Source organism: Aequorivita xiaoshiensis, assembly GCF_022008395.1.
In the GTDB taxonomy this organism is placed as follows: Bacteria; Bacteroidota; Bacteroidia; order Flavobacteriales; family Flavobacteriaceae; genus Aequorivita; species Aequorivita xiaoshiensis.
In genome coordinates, this window is sequence record NZ_JAIRBB010000002.1 from 388779 (window position 1) to 409408 (window position 20630).

The 20630-nt window shown below is 33.5% G+C and carries 19 protein-coding genes and 1 pseudogene; 4 read left to right on the top strand and 16 right to left on the bottom strand.

Annotated features, from left to right (window positions below; translation table 11 throughout):
• Positions 1-182 precede the first annotated feature (182 nt).
• A complete protein-coding gene (locus tag K8344_RS04975; protein WP_237607214.1) occupies positions 183-905 on the top strand; it encodes a YebC/PmpR family DNA-binding transcriptional regulator in 723 nt (240 codons plus the stop codon).
• A gap of 113 nt (positions 906-1018) precedes the next feature.
• Here the strand turns inward: K8344_RS04975 and K8344_RS04980 are convergent, their stop codons facing one another.
• The 5 genes and pseudogenes from K8344_RS04980 to K8344_RS05000 all read right to left on the bottom strand — a co-directional run bounded on the left by K8344_RS04980 (position 1019) and on the right by K8344_RS05000 (position 5546).
• Positions 1019-1555, bottom strand: a complete 537-nt coding sequence (locus tag K8344_RS04980) for a 1-acyl-sn-glycerol-3-phosphate acyltransferase (RefSeq protein WP_237607223.1) — start codon at positions 1553-1555, stop codon at positions 1019-1021.
• A gap of 20 nt (positions 1556-1575) precedes the next feature.
• Positions 1576-2637 carry an iron-containing alcohol dehydrogenase family protein gene (locus K8344_RS04985; RefSeq protein WP_237607629.1) on the bottom strand — a complete coding sequence of 354 codons (1062 nt, stop codon included), beginning with the start codon at positions 2635-2637 and terminating at the stop codon, positions 1576-1578.
• 48 nt (positions 2638-2685) lie between these two features.
• A pseudogene (gene kdsB / locus K8344_RS04990) lies at positions 2686-3393 on the bottom strand (3-deoxy-manno-octulosonate cytidylyltransferase); the annotation flags it as partial.
• A 53-nt stretch (positions 3394-3446) separates the two neighbouring features.
• Entirely contained in the window at positions 3447-4025 is a 579-nt protein-coding gene (locus K8344_RS04995; RefSeq protein WP_237607225.1) for a DUF4126 domain-containing protein, read from the bottom strand.
• A 90-nt stretch (positions 4026-4115) separates the two neighbouring features.
• On the bottom strand, positions 4116-5546 hold the full coding sequence (locus K8344_RS05000) for an ATP-dependent DNA helicase (RefSeq protein WP_237607227.1): 1431 nt from the start codon (positions 5544-5546) through the stop codon (positions 4116-4118).
• A 127-nt stretch (positions 5547-5673) separates the two neighbouring features.
• Between K8344_RS05000 and K8344_RS05005 the strand changes: the two genes are divergently transcribed.
• From K8344_RS05005 to K8344_RS05015, 3 genes are read left to right on the top strand one after another with little or no spacing between them, the layout of a single operon-like run.
• Entirely contained in the window at positions 5674-6336 is a 663-nt protein-coding gene (locus tag K8344_RS05005) for a hypothetical protein (RefSeq protein WP_237607236.1), read from the top strand.
• The gene (locus tag K8344_RS05010; RefSeq protein WP_237607238.1) at positions 6317-7135 is read left to right on the top strand and encodes a DUF3822 family protein; all 819 of its coding nucleotides are present in this window, start codon (positions 6317-6319) and stop codon (positions 7133-7135) included. The genes K8344_RS05005 and K8344_RS05010 overlap by 20 nt, the downstream gene beginning before the upstream one ends.
• Complete coding sequence (locus K8344_RS05015) at positions 7135-7668, top strand: RsmD family RNA methyltransferase (RefSeq protein ID WP_237607240.1); 534 nt, start codon at positions 7135-7137, stop codon at positions 7666-7668. Before K8344_RS05010 ends, K8344_RS05015 begins: the two co-directional genes overlap by 1 nt.
• A gap of 31 nt (positions 7669-7699) precedes the next feature.
• Here the strand turns inward: K8344_RS05015 and K8344_RS05020 are convergent, their stop codons facing one another.
• From K8344_RS05020 to K8344_RS05070, 11 genes are all read right to left on the bottom strand, one after another.
• Entirely contained in the window at positions 7700-9091 is a 1392-nt protein-coding gene (locus K8344_RS05020) for a sugar transferase (RefSeq protein WP_237607249.1), read from the bottom strand.
• Positions 9092-9270: 179 nt separating this feature from the next.
• A complete protein-coding gene (locus K8344_RS05025; protein ID WP_237607251.1) occupies positions 9271-10293 on the bottom strand; it encodes a glycosyltransferase family 4 protein in 1023 nt (340 codons plus the stop codon).
• A complete protein-coding gene (locus K8344_RS05030) occupies positions 10256-11521 on the bottom strand; it encodes an O-antigen ligase family protein (RefSeq protein WP_237607260.1) in 1266 nt (421 codons plus the stop codon). Before K8344_RS05030 ends, K8344_RS05025 begins: the two co-directional genes overlap by 38 nt.
• 105 nt (positions 11522-11626) lie before the next feature.
• A complete protein-coding gene (locus K8344_RS05035) occupies positions 11627-12757 on the bottom strand; it encodes a glycosyltransferase (protein WP_237607262.1) in 1131 nt (376 codons plus the stop codon).
• Between the two features lie 99 nt (positions 12758-12856).
• Entirely contained in the window at positions 12857-13948 is a 1092-nt protein-coding gene (locus tag K8344_RS05040; RefSeq protein ID WP_237607264.1) for a glycosyltransferase family 4 protein, read from the bottom strand.
• A gap of 145 nt (positions 13949-14093) precedes the next feature.
• A complete protein-coding gene (locus K8344_RS05045; protein ID WP_237607272.1) occupies positions 14094-15434 on the bottom strand; it encodes a glycosyltransferase family 2 protein in 1341 nt (446 codons plus the stop codon).
• Positions 15434-16309 carry a sulfotransferase gene (locus K8344_RS05050; RefSeq protein WP_237607274.1) on the bottom strand — a complete coding sequence of 292 codons (876 nt, stop codon included), beginning with the start codon at positions 16307-16309 and terminating at the stop codon, positions 15434-15436. Before K8344_RS05050 ends, K8344_RS05045 begins: the two co-directional genes overlap by 1 nt.
• Positions 16299-17363 (bottom strand): exostosin domain-containing protein, encoded by a 1065-nt coding sequence (locus K8344_RS05055; protein ID WP_237607276.1) that lies wholly within the window; start codon positions 17361-17363, stop codon positions 16299-16301. The genes K8344_RS05050 and K8344_RS05055 overlap by 11 nt, the downstream gene beginning before the upstream one ends.
• A gap of 114 nt (positions 17364-17477) precedes the next feature.
• Positions 17478-18653, bottom strand: a complete 1176-nt coding sequence (locus K8344_RS05060) for a glycosyltransferase family 4 protein (RefSeq protein WP_237607278.1) — start codon at positions 18651-18653, stop codon at positions 17478-17480.
• A gap of 2 nt (positions 18654-18655) precedes the next feature.
• Positions 18656-19513: a sulfotransferase domain-containing protein gene (locus tag K8344_RS05065; RefSeq protein WP_237607287.1), complete on the bottom strand. Its 858-nt coding sequence runs from the start codon at positions 19511-19513 to the stop codon at positions 18656-18658.
• Positions 19514-19515: 2 nt separating this feature from the next.
• Positions 19516-20568: a glycosyltransferase family 4 protein gene (locus tag K8344_RS05070; RefSeq protein ID WP_237607289.1), complete on the bottom strand. Its 1053-nt coding sequence runs from the start codon at positions 20566-20568 to the stop codon at positions 19516-19518.
• Positions 20569-20630 lie beyond the last annotated feature (62 nt).

The following is a 20630-nucleotide window of genomic DNA, read 5'->3' on the forward strand; positions in this document are numbered from 1 at the left end:
AAATTCATTAAATAAATATCAAAACTCAAAGTCGAGACCTTTTGCTAATTGAATTTTCTAAGTTAGAATTTATTTATTATTTGAGTTTTTGAAATTTGGAATTTTTTATATTTGATGTACCTAAACTTTGATTAATTCCTGAAGTGAATTAATTAAATTATAATTTAAAACAATTAACAAAAATGGGAAGAGCTTTCGAATTTAGAAAAGCAAGAAAAATGAAGCGTTGGTCTGCAATGTCCAAAGCTTTTACGCGTATTGGAAAGGATATTGTAATGGCTGTAAAAGAAGGAGGTCCTGATCCAGATACCAATGCTAGACTTCGTGCAGTAATACAGAATGCCAAGTCTGTAAATATGCCTAAAGACAATGTAGAGCGCGCTATTAAAAGAGCGAGTGACAAAAGCTTAGGCGATTATAAGGAAGTTCTTTTTGAAGGCTATGCTCCACACGGAATTGCAATTTTAATTGAAACAGCTACCGATAACAACACTAGAACTGTTGCAAATATTCGCAGTTACTTTAATAAATGTGACGGTAGTTTAGGAACTTCTGGTTCTGTTTCGTTTATGTTTGATCACACTTGTAACTTCCGTATAAATCCCGAAGGAATGGATATTGAAGAACTTGAGCTAGAATTAATAGATCACGGCCTTGAAGAAATTTTTGAAGATGAAGATGGTATTTTAATTTACGCGCCTTTCGAAAGTTTCGGTGCAATACAATCGTATTTAGAGGATAAAAATATAGAAATTCTTTCTTCTGGGTTTGAACGTATTCCACAAGTAACCAAAAAACTAAATGCCGAAGAAGTAGCCGATGTAGAAAAACTTCTTGAAAAGATAGAAGAAGATGATGACGTTCAAAATGTTTATCACACCATGGAAGAATCTACAGAAGAATAATTTTTTTCTAACGAATAAAATATTAAAAAAGTCGAGAACGCTTTCAACCATAGTGCTCTCGACTTTTTTTTTAACAAATTGATTAAACTAAAATATCAAATGAGATGTTGTATTTAAGACAACTCAGGCTCCTTCCCTACCACGCCGTCAAAGTATTTTCTAAGTTGAACCATATCTGCATTTAAATCTCCTGTCGGGTAAAAAGGTTCATTAATAGTTACTATTTTCTTACCCCAATCAAAAGGAACACATATTATAGGTACATTTGCTTTCATAGCGATATAATAAAATCCCGTTTTCCATTCTTCAACTTTTTTACGAGTGCCTTCAGGTGCTAACGACAAACGAAATTCATCCTTCTTTTCGAAAATTTCTGCTATCGCTTCAACTTTATTTTGCCCAGGAGTTCGGTCTAATGCAGCTCCACCAGTCCATTTAAAATACCAACCAAATGGCCATTTAAATAGCTCTTTCTTGGCTATATAATTAATCTGAACCTTGGTTATTCTTCTTATAAATAATCCAATATAGAAATCGTGCCAACTAGTATGTGGTACAACAATAATAACGGCTTTTTTAACTTTTGGGTCAAAGGCACCATCAATCCTCCATCCCATTATTTTATAAAAAACAAATTTTGCAATTCCCATATACAGGTGCTAAAGTAAGGTTACATTTTTAAGTATAATTCTTTCAATTTTTCTGGAGTGACAATAGATTGCCATTCTTCGCCAAAAGCATTTTCCCAAAGTGGCACCATGCCCATAGCCACGTTAATCATTATTTCCATTTGTTCATCAGTGAGGTTGGCACATACACCTTGAGGAATTTCTATTCCGTGTTTTTCAACCATTTTCTTGAAAAGAACAACATCTTCACCGTAATATTCTTCCAACTGATTAAATACTATACAATTTCCGATGCCGTGTTTAGTTCCCAACACATAACCTAGCCCATAACTCATTGCGTGAGCTACACCCACCTGAGAGTAAGCTATACTCATACCACCGTGCCATGAAGCCATCATAAGCTTAGCACGAGATTCTGCATCAGAAAGCGAATCTTCTTTTAAGAAAATTTCCATACAAAGGTCGTAAGCCTTTTCGCCATAACTCTGACTAAACGCATTTAAAAAAGTTCCATTCAATGATTCTACACAGTGTATAAAGCAGTCCATACCTGTATAAAACCACTGATTTTTAGGAACCCCTTGAGTGAGTTCGGGATCGAGTATTACTTGATCAAAAGGAGTAAAGTCGCTGTTAATTCCGAGTTTACGAACAGGCCCTGTAAGCACTGTTGTACGCGAAACTTCGGCTCCTGTTCCAGAAATAGTTGGAATTCCTACGTGGTAAACAGCCTTTTTCTTAACCAAATCCCATCCTTGATAATCGGCTGCACTACCTTTATTAGTAAGCATAATTGAAACAGCTTTCGCTAAATCCAACAAAGTTCCTCCTCCTATTCCGATAATCCCTGAAGGCAAATTGGTAAACTCACTTCTAATGTCTTTCACCAGTTCATCAACTTGAGAAGTTTTAGGTTCTTCAGCTGCAGAAACGAAAATTAATTTATCATTGAATCGAAGATTAATTTTATCTATAAACTCGGTATTTGTTTCAAAAACATCATCTATTAAGTATATAAAAGGAGCTTTGTCTTTTTTATGAGAAGAGAGAATAGTAGTTAACTGATCGAAGCATCCTTCTCCAAAAACTACTTTCGGCACCATTGGGAAGTTTTTGAACTTATTATTTACGCTAACTTGCTTATTTTCCAGTAACAGTTTATTGGCTCTAGCTAAATCTTCTGGAGTATCTATTTCAACTCCTGACGTATTTGAGACAGCCATTTTTATATTTTTCCCATATTCTAAGTATCGGATGCATTCAATTTTTTCTGCGGCTTCCAATGAGCGCATTGGCAATCGGTAAAAATCGAGTATAGCTTGTTTTCTAAAGGCGTAAATCCCCTTATGTTTATAATATTGTAGGGCTACATTTTTATCTCTAGGATATGGAATAGGAGAACGTGAAAAGTAAAGTGCAAAATTGTCTTTATCTACAATAACCTTCACCGTATTAGGATCGTTTATTTCTTTCCAATCGTGAATTTCAGTCATTATTGAAGCTAAGTCTATCTTCTCGGCATCCGGCCCATCAAAAACGGCTAGAACTTTTTCTAAAACCTCCCTATTTGTAAATGGTTCATCACCTTGAACATTTACAACAATATCGATATCCATATTTTCTACTGCTTCCGCAATTCTATCACTACCACAGTCGTGTTCTTTAATACTCATTATGGCTTTTCCACCATAACTTTCAATTTCCTGAAATATAATATCACTATCGGTTACTACATATACTTCATCGAAAAGGTTTGTAGCCTTTGTCGCCTCATAAGTTCTTACAATTACAGGTTTTCCGCCTAAATCTTGCATTAATTTACCAGGAAATCGGGACGCACCATATCGTGCGGGAATCATCGCTATTACTTTCAAATTGGAAGTTTTTTAAAATGAAATCAAAAATAAGAAGTTTATGTTCGTGGCAGATGTTTTTTACGAAGCTTTTTATAAAATCTGAAGATTATAAAAAACAAAAATACCACTAACACAAATGCTAAAATAGGTAAGAATATGGAAACCACCGCCATAACAACAGAAGTTCCTGTTTCCACCGTAGTTAAAACTGGGTTTGCTATTCCGCCTGTTGTTGTACTTGAAGTGAGCCTTACCGCAGAAGTATTTCCTTTTATGGCAGCTGCAGTTCCTCCCCCTGCAATAATTGCTAAAGCCCAAGTAATAACCGGGCTCAAATCTGTAACTGTAGCAACCATTACCGCAGTACCAGCTAACGTTGCAAGTGGTAAAGCTATTGTATCTAATAAATTGTCTATCCAAGGAATATAGTATCCGAAAATTTCGAATAAGGTGGCAACCCCCATTGTTATAACTGCTGTAAGGCTTCCTGCCCATTCCCAACTCTCATTTAGGGTAATTATGTTAAAGTATCCGGCTAAACTTAACACTAATAACGGCAAGAAAACCCGAAACCCAACAGCTGCTGCAAGGCCAACTCCTAGAAAAGCACTTAATATAATTTCAAAAGTTTCCATTTTTAATAATATCTAAAGTTCTTAGCAACAAATCTCGAACACCAAATTACAAACATTAAAAACTTAATTTCTAATTCTTGAATTAATAATTTAAAACGTTTCCTCTTCAAAAAACTCATCCTTAAAGCCTATCAAATACAATTTATCCTGAGCTCTTGTAACTGCAGTGTATAGCCATCGCAAATACTCTTTATCAACACCATTAGGCAAATATGGCTGTTCTACAAAAACCGTTTTCCACTGTCCCCCTTGCGATTTATGACATGTAATAGCATAACTAAACTTCACTTGTAAGGCGTTAAAATACTTGTTTTTCTTTACAGCTAAAAATTTCTTGTATTTAGAGCTTTCATTTGCATAATCCTTCATCACTTCCTGATAGAGTTTATTAGACTCATCATAGGTCAAGGAAGGAGACTCAGATGTAAGCGTGTCTAACAATAACACTGTTTCAATAGGTTTCATATTTGGATAATCAACCATTCGCACTTTAACTTCAGCAAAACGGAAACCGTATAATTCTTTAAAAGCGAAAATTTCTAAAACTTCAACAATGTCTCCATTAGCTATAAATCCAGCTTCACTAGTATTATCTACCCAAAAATAATTATTCTTCACCACCATTAGGTAGTCTCCTGCTGACAATTCGGAATCTTGAAATAAAATTCGTTCGCGAATACTTTGATTATAAAGATTTGCACGTTTATTTGAACGTACAATTATTACTGTATCTTCATTTCCTAAGGCTGAATAACTATCATTAATAGCATCCATAATTTCCTGCCCGTCTATTGGTCGAATTACATCTGGGAAACTCTCACCTGAAAATTTAAATGCTTCGTAAAGTTCATCGTCTAGTCGTTCTCGAATCTTTGTTGCATTTTCTAAAATACCACTATCCTTTTGTTGTCTTACAACTTCGTTTAGTTCTATCGAAATTACTTCCCTATCGTATTGCATCTCTAACACACGTGCATCCAAAGCTGGGCTTATAGAGAGATGTACGGGAGGCAATTGTGCCGAATCACCAATTAACAATAGTTTACAGTTAGCTCCACTATAAACGTATTGCATTAAATCGTCTAGAAGAGAACCGTTTTCAAAGAGTTTAGAATCCTGATTAATATCGGGAATCATGGAGGCTTCATCTACTATAAATATCGTATCGCGATGCTTGTTGGGTTGTAATGTAAAAGAAACAGAGCCTTTATTACTTTTAGGGAAGTATATTTTTTTATGGATTGTAAATGCTTGTTTCTTGGAGTAATTACTTATAACCTTAGCTGCTCTTCCCGTTGGTGCTAGAAGTACAGCTCGCTTTTTAACTTTTGAAAGATTTTTTACTAACGCTCCTACTATGGTAGTTTTCCCTGTTCCTGCATATCCTTTAAGTAAAAATGTTTCATTTTTATTCGTACTTAGCACGAATTTTGCCAACAATTGCAGCGCAATATCTTGTTTTGGAGTTGTATTGTGTGGAAAATCGTTCTTTAAAAAATTGTAATATTCTGATACATTCATTGTTCACTACTATCATTGAGAGTTTCAAAGATAGGTATGATTTTTTGGCAATATACTTTTACGAACAAAAAAAAATTGTAGATTTGCGATAGACCTTTAAATAAATCAACATTTAATATTATCAATAATGAAATCAGTAATTCAGATTGTTCTTTGGATTGTAATCGTGTTCCTTGGTTGGAAATTATGGAGCTCTATTATGGGGCCTGTAGAATTTAATAAAATTAAACAAGAGCGTTATGCCAAAGTAATTAAAAACTTGAAAGATATTCAGGCTGCCGAGCTTGCACACAAAGAAATTACTGGGAAATTTACAGGAGATTGGGACAGTTTGGTTAGTTTTATTGATACTGCAAAATTTGCAATTACTCAACGTCGTGACACCAGTTATGCCGATGTTGCTAAAAACAAAGCTTTTGGTATTGAGTCAGGTTATTTCATCGAGAAATCATTGATTGACACTTTAGGATTTAAACCTGTTAAAGATTCACTTTTTAAAAACTCTGATAGATACAAAACTATGATGAACGTGCCTGTAGAAGGTGTAAACGCAAAATTTGATCTTAAATCTGGAACTATCGAAAAAAATGACGCATCTTACTCTGTGTTTGAAGCCAAAGTTTCTAAAGATGTGATTTTAGGCGACTTAGATAAAGATCTTTTAATTCAGGAAAAACAAACACAATCTGTAGATGGTGTAAATGGTCCTGATATTAAAGTAGGATCATTAGAAGATGTTAATACTTCTGGAAACTGGCCGAAAATTTACGATGCTGGAACAAACAGATAACATACAAGACAATTTACAATATAGACTGTCCGTTCAAGTTTCTTTGAACGGGCTTTCTTTTTTGGTTACAAATCCCAATAGTGAGGAAACTGTTTTCTTTATCGAAAAAACGTTAGACTACAGTACAACTCCAGAAGAATTGTTAATGGATATTGAATTGATTATATCACAACATAACATTTTAAATTCTTCATTTTCAGAAGTTACAGTGGTTTACTCCACGCCTATATACAGTCTAGTTCCTGCGCCAATTTTTGATGAAACAAAAGCTAGTGAATACCTGAAATTTAATTCAAAGATTCTAGCGAACGATTATATGGCTCACGATGTAATTGAAAAATATGACATTGTGGTGGTGTATGTTCCGTTTATGAACATCAACAATTATTTTTTTGAAAAGTACGGGAGCTTCAATTACTACCACGCTACTTCAATTATGTTAAAGGCAATTTTAGAAAAGGAAAAGTATTCCCTTCCAAAAATGTTTCTACATTTTCAAAAAAACAATTTCGACTGTATTGTTTTAAAAGATGGTCAGCTTCAACTTTGCAACAGTTATAATTATAGAACTCCAGAAGACTTTATTTACTACACGCTTTTCTGTATGGAGCAATTAAAGCTAAATCCTGATACCATACCAGTAACCCTTTTAGGTGAAATTGATGAAGAGGATGACAATTATAAAATTGCTTATACCTACATTCGACACATCGAGTTTGCCAAACCGGAAGTTTCAAAAATTAAATTAGATTCAGAGATAAATACACACCGTCATTTTATCTTACAAAACACCTTATAATGCGCATAATTTCAGGTACTCATAAAGGAAGAAGATTAACCGCTCCCAAGAACCTTCCCGTTCGTCCTACAACGGATTTTGCTAAAGAAGCACTTTTTAATATTCTTAGAGTTCGTTATTATTTTGATGAACTAACCGTGCTAGATTTATTTGCAGGAACTGGTAATATTAGTTTTGAGTTTGCATCACGCGCTGTGCCTAATATTACCTCTGTAGATTCACATCAAGGTTGTATTCAATATATAGATAAAGTATCTGAAGAATTCGAGTTTCCCATAAATACTATTAAATCTGATGTTTCTAAATATTTAGAATCGGCATCAGGAAAGTTCGATGTGATTTTTGCAGACCCACCTTACGACTTTGAGGTTTCAGATTTAGAAAATATAGTGAAAGCTGTTTTCGAAAAGAATCTTTTAACTGACGAAGGGATTTTAATTATTGAACATTCAAAAATGAATGATCTTTCAAAAGAAAATAACTTTACTGAAGCTAGAAAATACGGTGGAAATGTGTTTAGCTTTTTCAGCTAATAGATTTCAAAGTTTTTCGATAATCAATCGGCTACTGACCTCTAAAGAAAATCACAGTACTCAAAGTTTTTACAAGTGTTGCGATATCTAGAAACAAGCCTTTGTGTTTAATATAATAAAGGTCGTATTGAAGTTTTTCTAATGCATCTTTATCAGAAGAACCATACCTTGCATTAACTTGTGCCCATCCAGTAATTCCCGGTTTTACAACGTGTCTAACTTCATAAAAAGGAATACACTCTTGAAGTTTTTCTACAAAAAAAGGACGTTCCGGTCGGGGACCTATAATTGCCATGTCGCCTTTAATTACATTTATAAACTGTGGAATTTCATCTAAACGCGTACGGCGTAAAAATCTTCCAAATTGAGTAACACGACTATCTTTAGTTTTTGCAAACTGCGCCCCCTCACTTTCGGCATTAATCACCATACTTCTAAATTTATAAATCTTGAAGTATTCCCCATTCTTACCTACTCTAGTTTGAGTGTAGAATAACGGTCCTCGATTAGCTAGAAGATTTCCTATTAATATAAAAGGCAATATTACAAGAGAGCAAAGCAATCCTAAAACTGAAAACAGCAATTCTAAAATCCTACTGAAAAAGAGATACAATTTATTTTGACTACTTCGACTAAATGGAAAATATCTGTAAAAATCCCTATCTACATATTGTACTGGAATTCTTTTAGTAAGCTCTTCGTAAACCTGATTATAATCTCTAATCGGTACATTATTTTTTAATAAAGAAATAAGTTGATTGTTTAGTGCAACTGAAATTCCATAAGACAACGGAGTAGCTACAACTATTTCTGAATAATTCTTGTTTAGTTCTGAAGGTTTTAAATCTTCGAGTTTATAGGCATCAATCTGCAAGTGATCTAAATTAATTTTATTCGATTCGCCTGAGTCGTAATATCCTATTACTCTATAATTTGGATCAGATTTGTGAAGCGATTGAACAATCGCATCAACATCCTTGGCATGTGCAATTAGGATTACATTTTTATTAAATCTAGGAGAGGTTATTAGTGCTATATACGCATATCTCCAAAGAAGTAATGCTATATTAATCGCCAAAAAGAAGTACACTATTTGCAAGCGATTATTTGGAAGCATTGGAGTGTAAAAAGGCGTAAGCAAATAAAACAATACGGTAACCGAAGTTGTCAATAAAACATTTTTAACAACAACATCTAATTTACTTGCCTTTTGTAAATTATAGAGTTCGAAAATGGTTGCAAAGACTGTTAAATAAACAGCTAATACCATCGACCAAATATAATTGTCACTTGAAACTTTAAAGTAATCGAATTCAAAAATAAAACCTACTAAATACAATCCAGATATTACAAATACTATATCAAGGATGCGCAGTAGTATTTTTCTTTCAGATATTACAAAATGAATATTATTCTTAGACATTAATGATTGGTATTGTAGGTAAAGTGAATCCTTTTAAGAACTTCCAAACAGAGTGCAAACATGTCATTTTACGCATTCCATCATTTTTGACAATTATAGGGAATAAAATTTAATTATAACTGTCAAAACTATAGCATTTCGTACTTATTTTAAGTGTTTTTAATAAAAAACATTGGAACTCATTGTCTTAAAATATCATCCCATTTATGTTTAATAACCTGCCAATCAAGCGCTTCAACCTTTGTGCGAGCATTGTTGGTTAAAGTATTTACTAAGGATGAATTATCTATTAGTTTATTTATAGCATTTACAAAAGCAGCTGGGTTGTTGGGGGGAACTAAAATACCGTCATTTTCGTGATCAATTAAAAAAGGTAGCCCACCAACATTGGTAGCAATAACCGGTAGCCCTAGAGCCATAGCTTCCATTACGCTAACTGGCATATTATCAAAATTGGTTGTATTGATAAAAATGTTGTACGCTTTGGAAAGTGCCATCCACTCCTTCTTTGTTAGCATTCCTGTAAACGTTATTGGCAAGTTTAGCTCTGCCGCTACTTTTTTACAACGTGCCAAAGAACCGTCTTTATCAGGGCCCACCATACACAGTGATACTTCTACACCTTGTTTAAGCAATAATTCTACAACCTCCAATGCCAGTAAAGGATTATATATCTCAGAAAACGAACGTACCCAAAGAAGTTTTGCCGTTACATTATTTCGCTGTAGAAATTGATAGTTTTCAATTTCAAGAGTATTTGGAATGTGGGTAAGGTTATGGATTCCATAAGTTTTAAATTGCTGGGCTAAATACTGCGATGGTACTACATTGGTAAGTGCGTTATTAAAAAGCTGTTTACTTAATCTTTTACTGATTTGTAGTCTATTTGGTAAATTTCCTCCGTGTAAAATCGGGATATACGGAATTTTAAAAAACCTACATAAGGCTCCAATAATTACAGCATAATAAAAGTTTTGAGTGCTATAGGTGTCGATTAATGCTAAATCTATAGTTTTTCGATGGCGAATAGTGTTAGAAATCATATCCAACAATCTCGAAACCTTATTTAGTTTTGAAGAAGATGCGTAAACCTCATAACCTTCCTCTTGAAATTTTACAGCCAATAGATCAATCGCAGTTGGGGGCTTACCATGAACTGCTAATTTATTTCCTATGTAGAGCAGGTTTCTTTTTGGAATCATAATCAATATTCAATAAAGATAAAGCGTAAATAAATGCTGGTGCAGCAATGCGCATGGAGGAGTGAGCTATTGTAAGCCCCCAAAAAATAAGAAAAGGATAAAAGTAAATGTTCTTCCTACCATTTAATTTTGTGACTAAGGGTGCAAATATCAATACTAATAATGCAAAGATCCCTAAAACACCATGTTCTGATAGCATCCGAGAAATTTCATTATGTGTAGGCAATGAAACACCTAATTCTTCTTTAAAATGAGTTTTCACTCTACCTACCCCCACTCCTAAGAAAGGATTATCTTTAAAAGCTTCAATTTCGGTAACTAATAAATCAGCTCTTCCTGTAGTTATATCCGATTTCTCCCGTCCTAAGGCATCTTCATTCGCATATCGGTTTTCAATTAGTCCGCCGGTTTGAAAAATAGCAAAAGCCCATACCGTTAGGGCAGCGGCTATTAAAAACAACATTTTTAAACTTATTTTTGCCTTATATTTTAAGTTTGTAGAAAAATATAAAATTGCAACAAAAGCGATAGACATAACTACAGCTACTACAACCCCACCTCTGGAAAAAGTTAATAAGGCTCTATACCCCATCAAAACCAAAAATAACATCATAAAGCCTTGTACTAATGTGTTTTTATAAGGGATTAAAAGTCGAGTAAGTAAAATAAATACTCCTAAACCTAAAATAGTTGCAACTTGATTAGGTCCATAACCACCAGATACAGCAGAATTTGAAGCAGTATTAGTTATAACTTCTCGTATATCAGGGGAATATAGAATGATATAAGTAGTCATACTAATTATCGGATATATCATATAGTCTAACACTTTCAACAACTGAATAAATTTTATAGTTCTTCCAAAAATGAAAACGGAAGCGATAGCTAAACAAATTGGTCCGCTAAGATTAAATAAAACTGATTTTCTGAAGTCCATATCATATGATATAATATCATATGAAACTAGAACACCAGGTATTAAAAGTAGAAGATAGATAAGGTAAGGGTAAGAATTTCTTTTAAAGCCTAATAAAAACATTCCTAAAAGAGAAAACCATATTACAGAATATTTCCCTATTTCATAGAAAACATATGACTTTGTCATTCTTAAATAAACCTCAGCACCTGTAAAATAAGCACATGCTAATAACACATTAAACGCTTTATCTTTTTTCTGAATAATTTGGTAAGTAAAATACCCAAAAATTAAAACCAAATATATAAGCATAGCATTTCGATTAATCGATGCAATAACTCCTATACCTACATGAAGGAGTATAGCGCTTAAAGGTTTAATATTTTCAAATAGTCTAATCTTGATGATAAAAGTATTTTAGGGGGCTGACTGTTTTAAAATTTCTGTTTTAATTCTATGGCGATAGTTCTCAAAGGTAAAATCTTTAGCAACTTTATAAGCTTTTGAAGCTTTTACTTTCAATACATTTTCTTCTATTTTTAAAATATCCAAGACTAATTCTCTTAATGCTTCAGCTGAACAAGGATTAACTACAAATCCGTTTGATGAACTAACATATTGCGTAATACTTGATACCGAAGATACAATTGGCAAACATCCAAAATTCATTGCTTCTGCTATAACCTTAGGGAAACCTTCTGAAGCAGTACTTGGAAGCATTAAAAAGTGAGCTTTCTTATAAATTTCAAAAACTTGAGCCCGGTCTAAAAATCCGTGAAACACAGCAGGAAGTTGTCGCTGTTCGCATTGCTTTCTATACACATTCAATTTTTCACCATTTCCAATAAAATGAATCGTGTTTACATTCTCTTTATTTTCCAAACTACTAAATGCATCAATAATACGTTGCACCCCCTTTGCATCTTCCAATCTGCCTACAAAACAAAATGTGAACGGAGGTTTAAACTCTTTTGCATTGGTAATTTGCAATCCAATCACGCGTTCTTTTTCTGTCAGACAAGGGTTCTCAAAAGTTATACAGTGGCTTTCTTGCTGGGGCCATCTTCCGTTGATAGTAACTTTTCTATGTTGTTTTTTCAACATCCACCGTTGTAATGCATAACCAATGGGTGGATTTTCCTGATTCCAGTTTCCAGCATATTTATACCAACCCTTTTTATTACTAAAAAGTGATAAATACGGTATCAAAAACACACCTATTCCTGTAGGAGTACGTAACTGAAATACATCAACTAGTTGTAACACCTTATTTACAGAATTTATTACTGATGGAACATTAGCAATAATTTTAAGCTTCTCTCCTATTCCTTTTCCACCAACAGGCTTCATGGGGATAAATTTAATTTTAGGAGAAGTATAAGGCAAAGAACTTGGAGGTGGCATTTCGGGATGCAAAAAAGCTAAATGATAAATTTCATCAAAATCCTGAGCTAAATGATTAATTTCACTAATCGTTGGCCCCCATCCCACAATAGTTCCATCTGGATGTTTATAATGTTCAGTATGCGAGATTATAGCGAGTTTCAATAGTTCTTCTTCTTAGCTCTTAGTTTTTGTTTCTTCTTTCTTGTATCTTATTTCTTGCTTCTAGTCTCTAGTCTCTAGTTTCTAAAATGGTCCTAAACCTTATAATTCTTTCAAAATTTTAAGATATTGTTTAATTACTTTATCCCATGTATAGTTTTGAGACCAACTTTTCGCGCCTTTTGAATATAAGTCATAGTTATTTAAAATTTCTTCTAGAGCATCAGCTAGCTGATTTATATTCTTATTATTAATTAGTTTCCCTGAAATTTCATTATTTATAGCGTCTTCTATACCACAACCTAAGGAACCAATGGCTGGAACTCCAAGGGCGTTAGCCTCAAGGATTGCTATACCAAAGCCTTCAGCATCGCCTGTTTTGGTGGTTTCGCTTAACATTAAAAAGACATCTGCCTCTTGCAATAATTCAATTTTTTCCATCTCAGTAACTTTTCCAAAGAAAACCACTGAATCTTCAACTTTTAAGTTCAGCGCTAGTTTTTCTAGTTTTCGCTTTTCTGTCGGAATCCCAACAATATGGTATTTTAAATCGGGGTATTTTTTTAAAAGTAGAGGCATTGCATTAATAACATTGTGCTGCCCTTTCCGTTTGGTAACATTACCTACTGTAATTAACACAGGTACGGGTTTGGTATTGGAGTGTAGGATTGTAGGTAATTTTAGTTCAAATCCGTTAGGGATAACCACAATATTGTCTAGTTTGAGGTGGGCAATTAAGGACTTTGTATAATTACTTACTGCTACTATTTTTTCAAATCTTTTTAAAGATAGTTCTGTAAGTTTTCGTAGAAAAATATTAGGAAGTTTAAGTTCACTTCCGTGAATAACCGCTACAAATTTTCTATTAAAAAATAAAGAAAGGAAGGCTCCTAACCATAGAGAAAACTTACCTGAACATATAATCAATTCACTATTTTTAGCTAGTGTAACTGCTGCTTTCACACGAGCTATATAACTAAGGAAAGCTAAGTCTTTTCTTGGAATACGAGTAACTTTAAAAGGAAGGTTTTTATCGTATTCATTTTCATATATTGTGTTTTTAGAGCGATAATCACAGAGCAAGTTTACCTCATAGCCATTTCCTTGTAATCCCTTAGCTAAATTTAAAGCGTGATTACCAATCCCCCCAGGTTGAGGCGGAAATTCGGAAGTTAATATGAGGGTTTTTGTCATTAATTTTAAAAATAGTTTTTCTTAATCAAATTTCAAGCACAAAACTATAAAAGTAGCATTGTCAAATACATTTGCAATATTCAAATTCTATATTAAGGACTTAAGACCATACTACATCTAGAGTCTAGATTCTCAAGCCTCAAGTCTAACATCTCAACTCTAAAACTTCAATCATCTCCCCCTGTTTAAGTTTCTTCGCTGCCAATCGCCATGATATCGTTACTTGAATTACTATAAATGGCAATAGGATTACAGAAATTAAGGCACCTAAAATGAGCATCTTTTTGTTTTTCTTAAATCGGTATGGAATAATTGATAGCGGTACACTTTTAAAAAGTGCCAACACAGCACGTTTGCGACCAAAGTATTTTCTGAAAAAATATAATACACTGGGGATAGGACGTGGAGCAAATATTTTTTTAGGTCGAAAAGCATCCCAACTACCCATTTGTCTTAATCCTCCAGTAGCAGCTTTTACATCAACACAAGAAGCATATGGATTAGAAATACTTTTAAAGCCGTTTAGATAAGCTCTTAATCCAAATTCACCATCGCCCATACGTTGCTTTTCGAATTGCCGATCAAACAATCCAATTTTTTTAAAAACAGATTTATATAGTACTGCATTCCCCGTAGCAAATTGTGAGGCTACAGAAAAAAATGAACGTTCTTTGGGAACAGAACTTCCTTCTGGGTAAAAAACTCCCGCAGATATATCAGCTTTAAAGAAATCCAAACATCGCAAGTGATTTTCAAGCCAATCAGGCTCTATCCTAACATCATCTTCTGAAAGGGCGATAATTGTCCCATTGCTTTTCTTAATTGCTGAATTTCTAGCCAACCATAGGGCGGGTTCAGATTGTTGTATATGACGTATTTTTAAGTTAAAGTCTTTGCAAAAATCCTTTTGAAACGGTATTGACTGATCTATAATTAATATTTCAAAATGCTTATAAGTCTGTTGTTCAAAGCCCTTAAGAACGTCCTTTAAAAATTCATAGCGGTTTAAAGTGGGAATTACCACACTCACTAAAGGTTTTTTAGATACTAATTCAGAATCAAAGGAAATCCAATCATTATAAACTATAGGTTGCTTTAAATAATTACTTCTTACTGTATTATTAGACTTTTTAAAAGCTGAAATTTCATTTATCGGATTATTTAAAGAAAACAACCGCATCAGCAGCACATAAAAAGCCCAAGCGGGATGAAAATATTTGCGAATAAATCGGTATTCATCTTCTAAAGGCAACTTTTTAAACGACGTGTAAGTTTCGGTATCTCCAATATATCCTTTATTTATGGCTTGCCAACTAAGATCGTAAGCTCTGGCTTGCTCACTCTTATAGCCAGAATCAGGGGCTAACGTTTTGAGAACTTCATTAGGCAGTTTATCGGGAATAGGGAAAACAGAGCTACCATCCTTTTTACAAAGTTGAAAATAATGCGTTGGATGCAGGTATTTTAAATTATAGAATACAGACATTACCAGTTATTATCCTTTGAATAATTCAATTGCATCAACTCTTTACTCGCTATTTTTTTAAACAATGCTTTCTGAAATATGTTCCATTTATACCATTTACCAGTAAATTTGAAATTTTTTTTATTTTCTATAGGTTCCCAATTCGGTTTTACCATTCCTTTATCACTAATCCCAAAAGAACTACCCACTACAGGCGCACTTACACATTTCTTTACAATTTCAGGGTCTGTTCTTAACTTATAGAAATTGAGCAATTCTTCAATTCCTTTTGTTGAATTATTTAGATCCTCATACCTAATTTTTTTCAATTTAGAAGTTTCAGAAATCTTGTGGTATATATTGGCAGTTTTTTTCCAATCTACAGAATGAGCGTAAAAAGATCTACCAGAATAATAGTTGAAAATCTTTTTAAACCTAATGAAATTTGTGTGCCATGTACGCCTATCATTTGAAGCTTTAATTGATGAAATAACATTATCACGACCATCTCTACTCAGAATAGCAATTTGACTATTCGGAAAAGCTAATTTCCACAATTCAACATTCTCTATATAAGGAGATTTTATAAATACAACCTTATCACGAGGTAAGTTATATTTTTTGACTAAAAAACTTATCCATAACTCACCATAATATTGCATAAAATCTGGAAAATCCTCATCCGCCAGACATACTCCAAAACTCTTAGATACCTTATCAAAAATTTGTGTTTTTATTGAGGAGTCTTTGAATAAATTCATCTCGCCTAAAGAAGTATTTAGTGGCACACAAACTACATCTGGATGCTGTTTAAGGGTTGTACCAATAAAATTTGTACCACTTCTAACACGTTGCCCTAAGAGTATTATCAATTCCATTATAAGATTATTGTGCATTTAAAAAATTTAGAAACTCTCTAAAAAAACCTCCTAAGGTCAGCTTCTCTTCCCAAAGTTTCCTATTTGAATATTGTAAATTTACGAAGTCCAATGCAGATAGATTATTATGAAAATCCAATACTTTTTGCACTACCAAGTGACGATCTTTATACTCTACCCATACTAGATGCTTCTTCCAATCTATACTATCATTAAAAGGAAGAGAACAGTCAGTATTTATAAATACAGGTATTCGCCCCATGGCTAAAGCTTCATAAAATCGCACGGAAAAATTACCAGCTCCTCTTACGCAAACTATATAATCGGAGTTTTTTAAATTATTGTAAAATTCTATCGTAGTTAAATGAGTGTCTTTATTTTTTGTTACGCCTGCTCGGTATTTTTCTCTAAAAATAAAATTTGAAACAATATTATTAGATTCTTGAAAAGTGTTTAAAACCGACGCTCTTAAAAATGAGGTGGAAAGAATTTGTTGAGGCTCAAAAAGCGTCAATCCCGTGTAGAATTTTAAGTTCCGCAAAACTGTATTAAATATCTCCTTTTTAGCGTTCACAAGTGAGTGATTTGCCTGACCACAAAAACCTATAATAGGTATTGGGTTATAAGAATTAAGAGGTACTTTTGAAGTATTGAAGTACTTTTGTAGAGGGTCATCAATAAAACTTGAAAGTGAATATTCATTATTCTTAAACTTTGATTTATATCCACTCCTACGCAGTATAATTGAATTTTTATAATAGGGTATTCTTATGCCAAAATCTGACAGATTCCAGATTATAATTTTTTTTCCAAAGCTTTCAGCTTTTTTCACCTGTGAGACTGCAAGATTAGTATTGTTCGTGTTTACATAATAATTCCACGCCATAGTCAGAATAACCAAATCCGCCTCTTCCATTTTATCAGTGAACTCAAAATCTTTTTCTGAAACCCCATAGACTTGTATTCGCTGTGCATCGGTAAAATCATCTCCTTTAATAAATGGTTTTAATAAGGGGAATAACTGTCCTCTTGAAGATTTATCATAATGAGCTTTTGGGTAATATAATTTCATTTTTCGATTCTCTATTAGGATTGTCGGCTTATTGTTTCTCACAGAGGCCGCTTAGTTTTACGCAGAAATCGCGGTATTATTCACAAAAATTTAATTATTCTTAACGGACTACGTTTAAATCTTTCTACGATAAAACTCCAAAAACTCCCTTTTTTGTTTCTGCACATTAAACTCTTCTCTCACTCGCTTCACAGCATTTTGAGTTATTTTTGATTTTTCATGATCTGCCATTAAAAGTACTTTCTTAATTCGTTCTGCCAAAAGATATGGCGAATATTTAGGTACTACCCACCCCGTTTGCCCATGCATAATATTTTCCGTCAACCCCTCTGCATTACTAACAATACAAAGCTTCCCCATGGCCTGGGCTTCTAATACAGCATTGCAAAACCCTTCTTGAATACTGTATTGAAGATAAATATTAGCCTTCTCCAATTCTGTCTTCACTTCAGCATGTGGCAATTTCCCTAAAAACTGAACGCAATCTTTAAGCCCAAGTTGATAGGCTGCAAAAGCTATACGTTCATATTCTTTTCCTTCGCCTATTATCTTGTAAGTAAAATCTGTTCCTTCATTTTTTAGGATGGCTAAAGCTTCTAGAGTTGATTGATATCCCTTAATCCAATGCAGGCGCCCTGTGGTCACTAGAACAGGCTTCTCTAATGATGAATAATTTGATGAATTAGATTGAAACAAGTCGATATCAATCGCCGGAGTTATTTTTTCAAAGGGAGTGTTTTTTGGCATTCCATGTTTTATGGCGAGATTTAGTAGATAATTAGAAATGGTATGTACTTTATCTATGTGCTTCCACAGCACATTATAACAGCCAGGATTTTTAACTGGGTAAACAACCATATCAAACCCGCGAAAACTAACTGCCATTTTAGCGCCTATCGCCTTAGCTACAGTTTCGCTCCCAAGCGCCATAGTTGTAAAGCCAAAGTGCAACCAATCTAATTTTGATTTAAGTAAGTGAGCGTTGAGATAAATCTTTTTGAAAACTTGCATCCATCCCGTTCTTTCAGCCCGTTCCAGGTTCACATAACGTAGTAACGTTGATAAATAGGGCAACAGCAGCACAAATTCTTTTATAAAAAACCACAATTGCAGGAATGGGTTTTTACTCACCCTCGGACTAATAACAACTGGACAAAGTTTAAATTCATTGTTATTATTCTGACAAAACAAATGAACTTCTACCCCATTCTCCTGAAGCCCTCGAATTTTTGATCGAAAGAAAGTTTCGGAATAAGCAGGAGGTTGGGAAAGTACAATTCCAATTCGCATAACTAAGCTCGAATTCGTGGGTATAAATTACAGTTAAAAATATCTAGCAAAGTATTTATTTCATTCAATTCTTCTACTGTAAACTTTAAATTATTTTTTTCCTTACTTATAACTGCGCTTTCTGGGTGTGTTTTTGACGAAGGACGCTGGTACTCTTTCTCTATGTTAGGTAAAGGTTCTATATTAAATTCATTACATAACTCAAGAAACAGATTTAAATCATTCCGTAAATCTTCGTGTTTTACTATCCGATGTTTATATTGATAAGGCTCCAATATTTGTAAGGGCAATACATTCTCAAGACACCATCGCACCGTAAGTATTTCTAAAGGCGTAAAAGATTTAGCATCTTCAATAAGGTCGAATTTAAAATTATTTTTTACCAATTCCACTAAATCTGATTGTTGCTTAAAGTGCTCTAAATTATATAACCATGGAAAATTAACCCGTTGTTGCGAAGCAAGAACATCGTAAGGATTCCTAATGATATGTATAAGGGGCACCTTAAAGTTTTCATTTAAGTATTTAGCCGAAAGATTAGCTCGTACAAATTTGATAATGTATTTTTTAGGAAGAAACGGCCACAAATGCATTTTGTATTTCCTATTACTTATCTGCCCTATCCAATCACTATCTACTTGGTTCTTTAATACTTTTTTTAAATAACGATTCGCTTCAGCAGAATTTGCTTCAGTCCGAAGCCATTTATCGCAAATTAACTTTCCTTTCTTAGTATTAAATTCATGCTCTGGTTCAAAAAGTATTCTATAACGAAACTGCCGAGCGATTACTTCACTCAACCAACTAGTGCCACTTCTAGCGGAACCAACTATAATAATATGTTTGTTGAACCTACTCACTATTACTTTGTATTTTTTAAATATACTTTTTCATAAGACGATATTTCATTCTGTACTGAAAAATTTGCATTTATATTTTTGATTCCTTCTATAGAAAGTCTTTTGATTTCTTCTTTATTGGTAGCTATCCTCCTAAGTTTATCCGCCAAGCTATTAGGATTATCTAAATTAAATATATACCCACCACCTTTTGATAGAATATATCTTGCCCCACCTCCAGAGTCTGAGGATAGCACTGGCAAGCCACATGCTAATGCTTCTAGAATAGACACAGGTAACCCTTCTTGATATGACGCCAATACAAACAAATCCATCGCTCTATAAACTTCAGGTATTGTCATATTTTCTATAAATCCATGAAAATGAACCCGCTTTTTTATATTGTTCAACGCTATAAAATCATTCAGTTTTTTTCTATATTCTTTATCTTCCTTACCATATAAATGCAATACTATATTATGAGGTAAATTTTTTAGTGCTTTTATTATAAATAGCTGATTCTTATTATCTCCAATATTTCCAACACACACAACATTAAAGGTAGTATGATCAATTGGTTTAAATGGTTTAAATACATTTGTATCAACCCCATGTGGAATGAAAGAAATTTTATGTCTTAAAAGGAATGAGTTAAAAAATCGAGCTTTCATTTCTGGGTTATCATAAGCAATATGGCTAGACAACCAACTTTTTAACAACCAACGCTTTGACCAAGCATTATTCTTTTTGGTATATAGATATTTAACTCCGGCTAACCTACATGCAAGCGCTTCCGTATAATTAGATTTATAGTCCCATGAATGTAAAATATCAATATTGTGTTTCTTTAAAACAGCTCTAAAATTAAGCACATCATGCCGCTTCTTACCTGACCAATTAAAAAGAATAACTTCATTTTCAAAAATATCTTCTGGAACTGACTCTGGAAATTTTTCTATACAGATGAAAGGCTCAAAAATATCTCTATCGATATTCCTAAACAAAGACAACAAGACATACTGACTTCCAGCCGTCTTAAAGTTCGGAATAGTATATAGAATCTTGGTTTTCGACATTTTGTTTATTAGCTATCTGTAATTTTCTATTGTGTATGTATGTTTCTCGCAGTAACCGCAGA

Bases quoted from the DNA above. Each gene is read 5' to 3' on its own strand.
- K8344_RS04975 (WP_237607214.1), top strand. From the start codon at position 183: ATGGGAAGAGCTTTCGAATTTAGAAAAGCAAGAAAAATGAAGCGTTGG.
- K8344_RS04980 (WP_237607223.1), bottom strand. From the start codon at position 1,555: ATGGGAATTGCAAAATTTGTTTTTTATAAAATAATGGGATGGAGGATT.
- K8344_RS04985 (WP_237607629.1), bottom strand. From the start codon at position 2,637: ATGGTGCCGAAAGTAGTTTTTGGAGAAGGATGCTTCGATCAGTTAACT.
- K8344_RS04995 (WP_237607225.1), bottom strand. From the start codon at position 4,025: ATGGAAACTTTTGAAATTATATTAAGTGCTTTTCTAGGAGTTGGCCTT.
- K8344_RS05000 (WP_237607227.1), bottom strand. From the start codon at position 5,546: ATGAATGTATCAGAATATTACAATTTTTTAAAGAACGATTTTCCACAC.
- K8344_RS05005 (WP_237607236.1), top strand. From the start codon at position 5,674: ATGAAATCAGTAATTCAGATTGTTCTTTGGATTGTAATCGTGTTCCTT.
- K8344_RS05010 (WP_237607238.1), top strand. From the start codon at position 6,317: ATGCTGGAACAAACAGATAACATACAAGACAATTTACAATATAGACTG.
- K8344_RS05015 (WP_237607240.1), top strand. From the start codon at position 7,135: ATGCGCATAATTTCAGGTACTCATAAAGGAAGAAGATTAACCGCTCCC.
- K8344_RS05020 (WP_237607249.1), bottom strand. From the start codon at position 9,091: ATGTCTAAGAATAATATTCATTTTGTAATATCTGAAAGAAAAATACTA.
- K8344_RS05025 (WP_237607251.1), bottom strand. From the start codon at position 10,293: ATGATTCCAAAAAGAAACCTGCTCTACATAGGAAATAAATTAGCAGTT.
- K8344_RS05030 (WP_237607260.1), bottom strand. From the start codon at position 11,521: ATGCTTATATATTTGGTTTTAATTTTTGGGTATTTTACTTACCAAATT.
- K8344_RS05040 (WP_237607264.1), bottom strand. From the start codon at position 13,948: ATGACAAAAACCCTCATATTAACTTCCGAATTTCCGCCTCAACCTGGG.
- K8344_RS05045 (WP_237607272.1), bottom strand. From the start codon at position 15,434: ATGTCTGTATTCTATAATTTAAAATACCTGCATCCAACGCATTATTTT.
- K8344_RS05050 (WP_237607274.1), bottom strand. From the start codon at position 16,309: ATGCACAATAATCTTATAATGGAATTGATAATACTCTTAGGGCAACGT.
- K8344_RS05055 (WP_237607276.1), bottom strand. From the start codon at position 17,363: ATGAAATTATATTACCCAAAAGCTCATTATGATAAATCTTCAAGAGGA.
- K8344_RS05060 (WP_237607278.1), bottom strand. From the start codon at position 18,653: ATGCGAATTGGAATTGTACTTTCCCAACCTCCTGCTTATTCCGAAACT.
- K8344_RS05070 (WP_237607289.1), bottom strand. From the start codon at position 20,568: ATGTCGAAAACCAAGATTCTATATACTATTCCGAACTTTAAGACGGCT.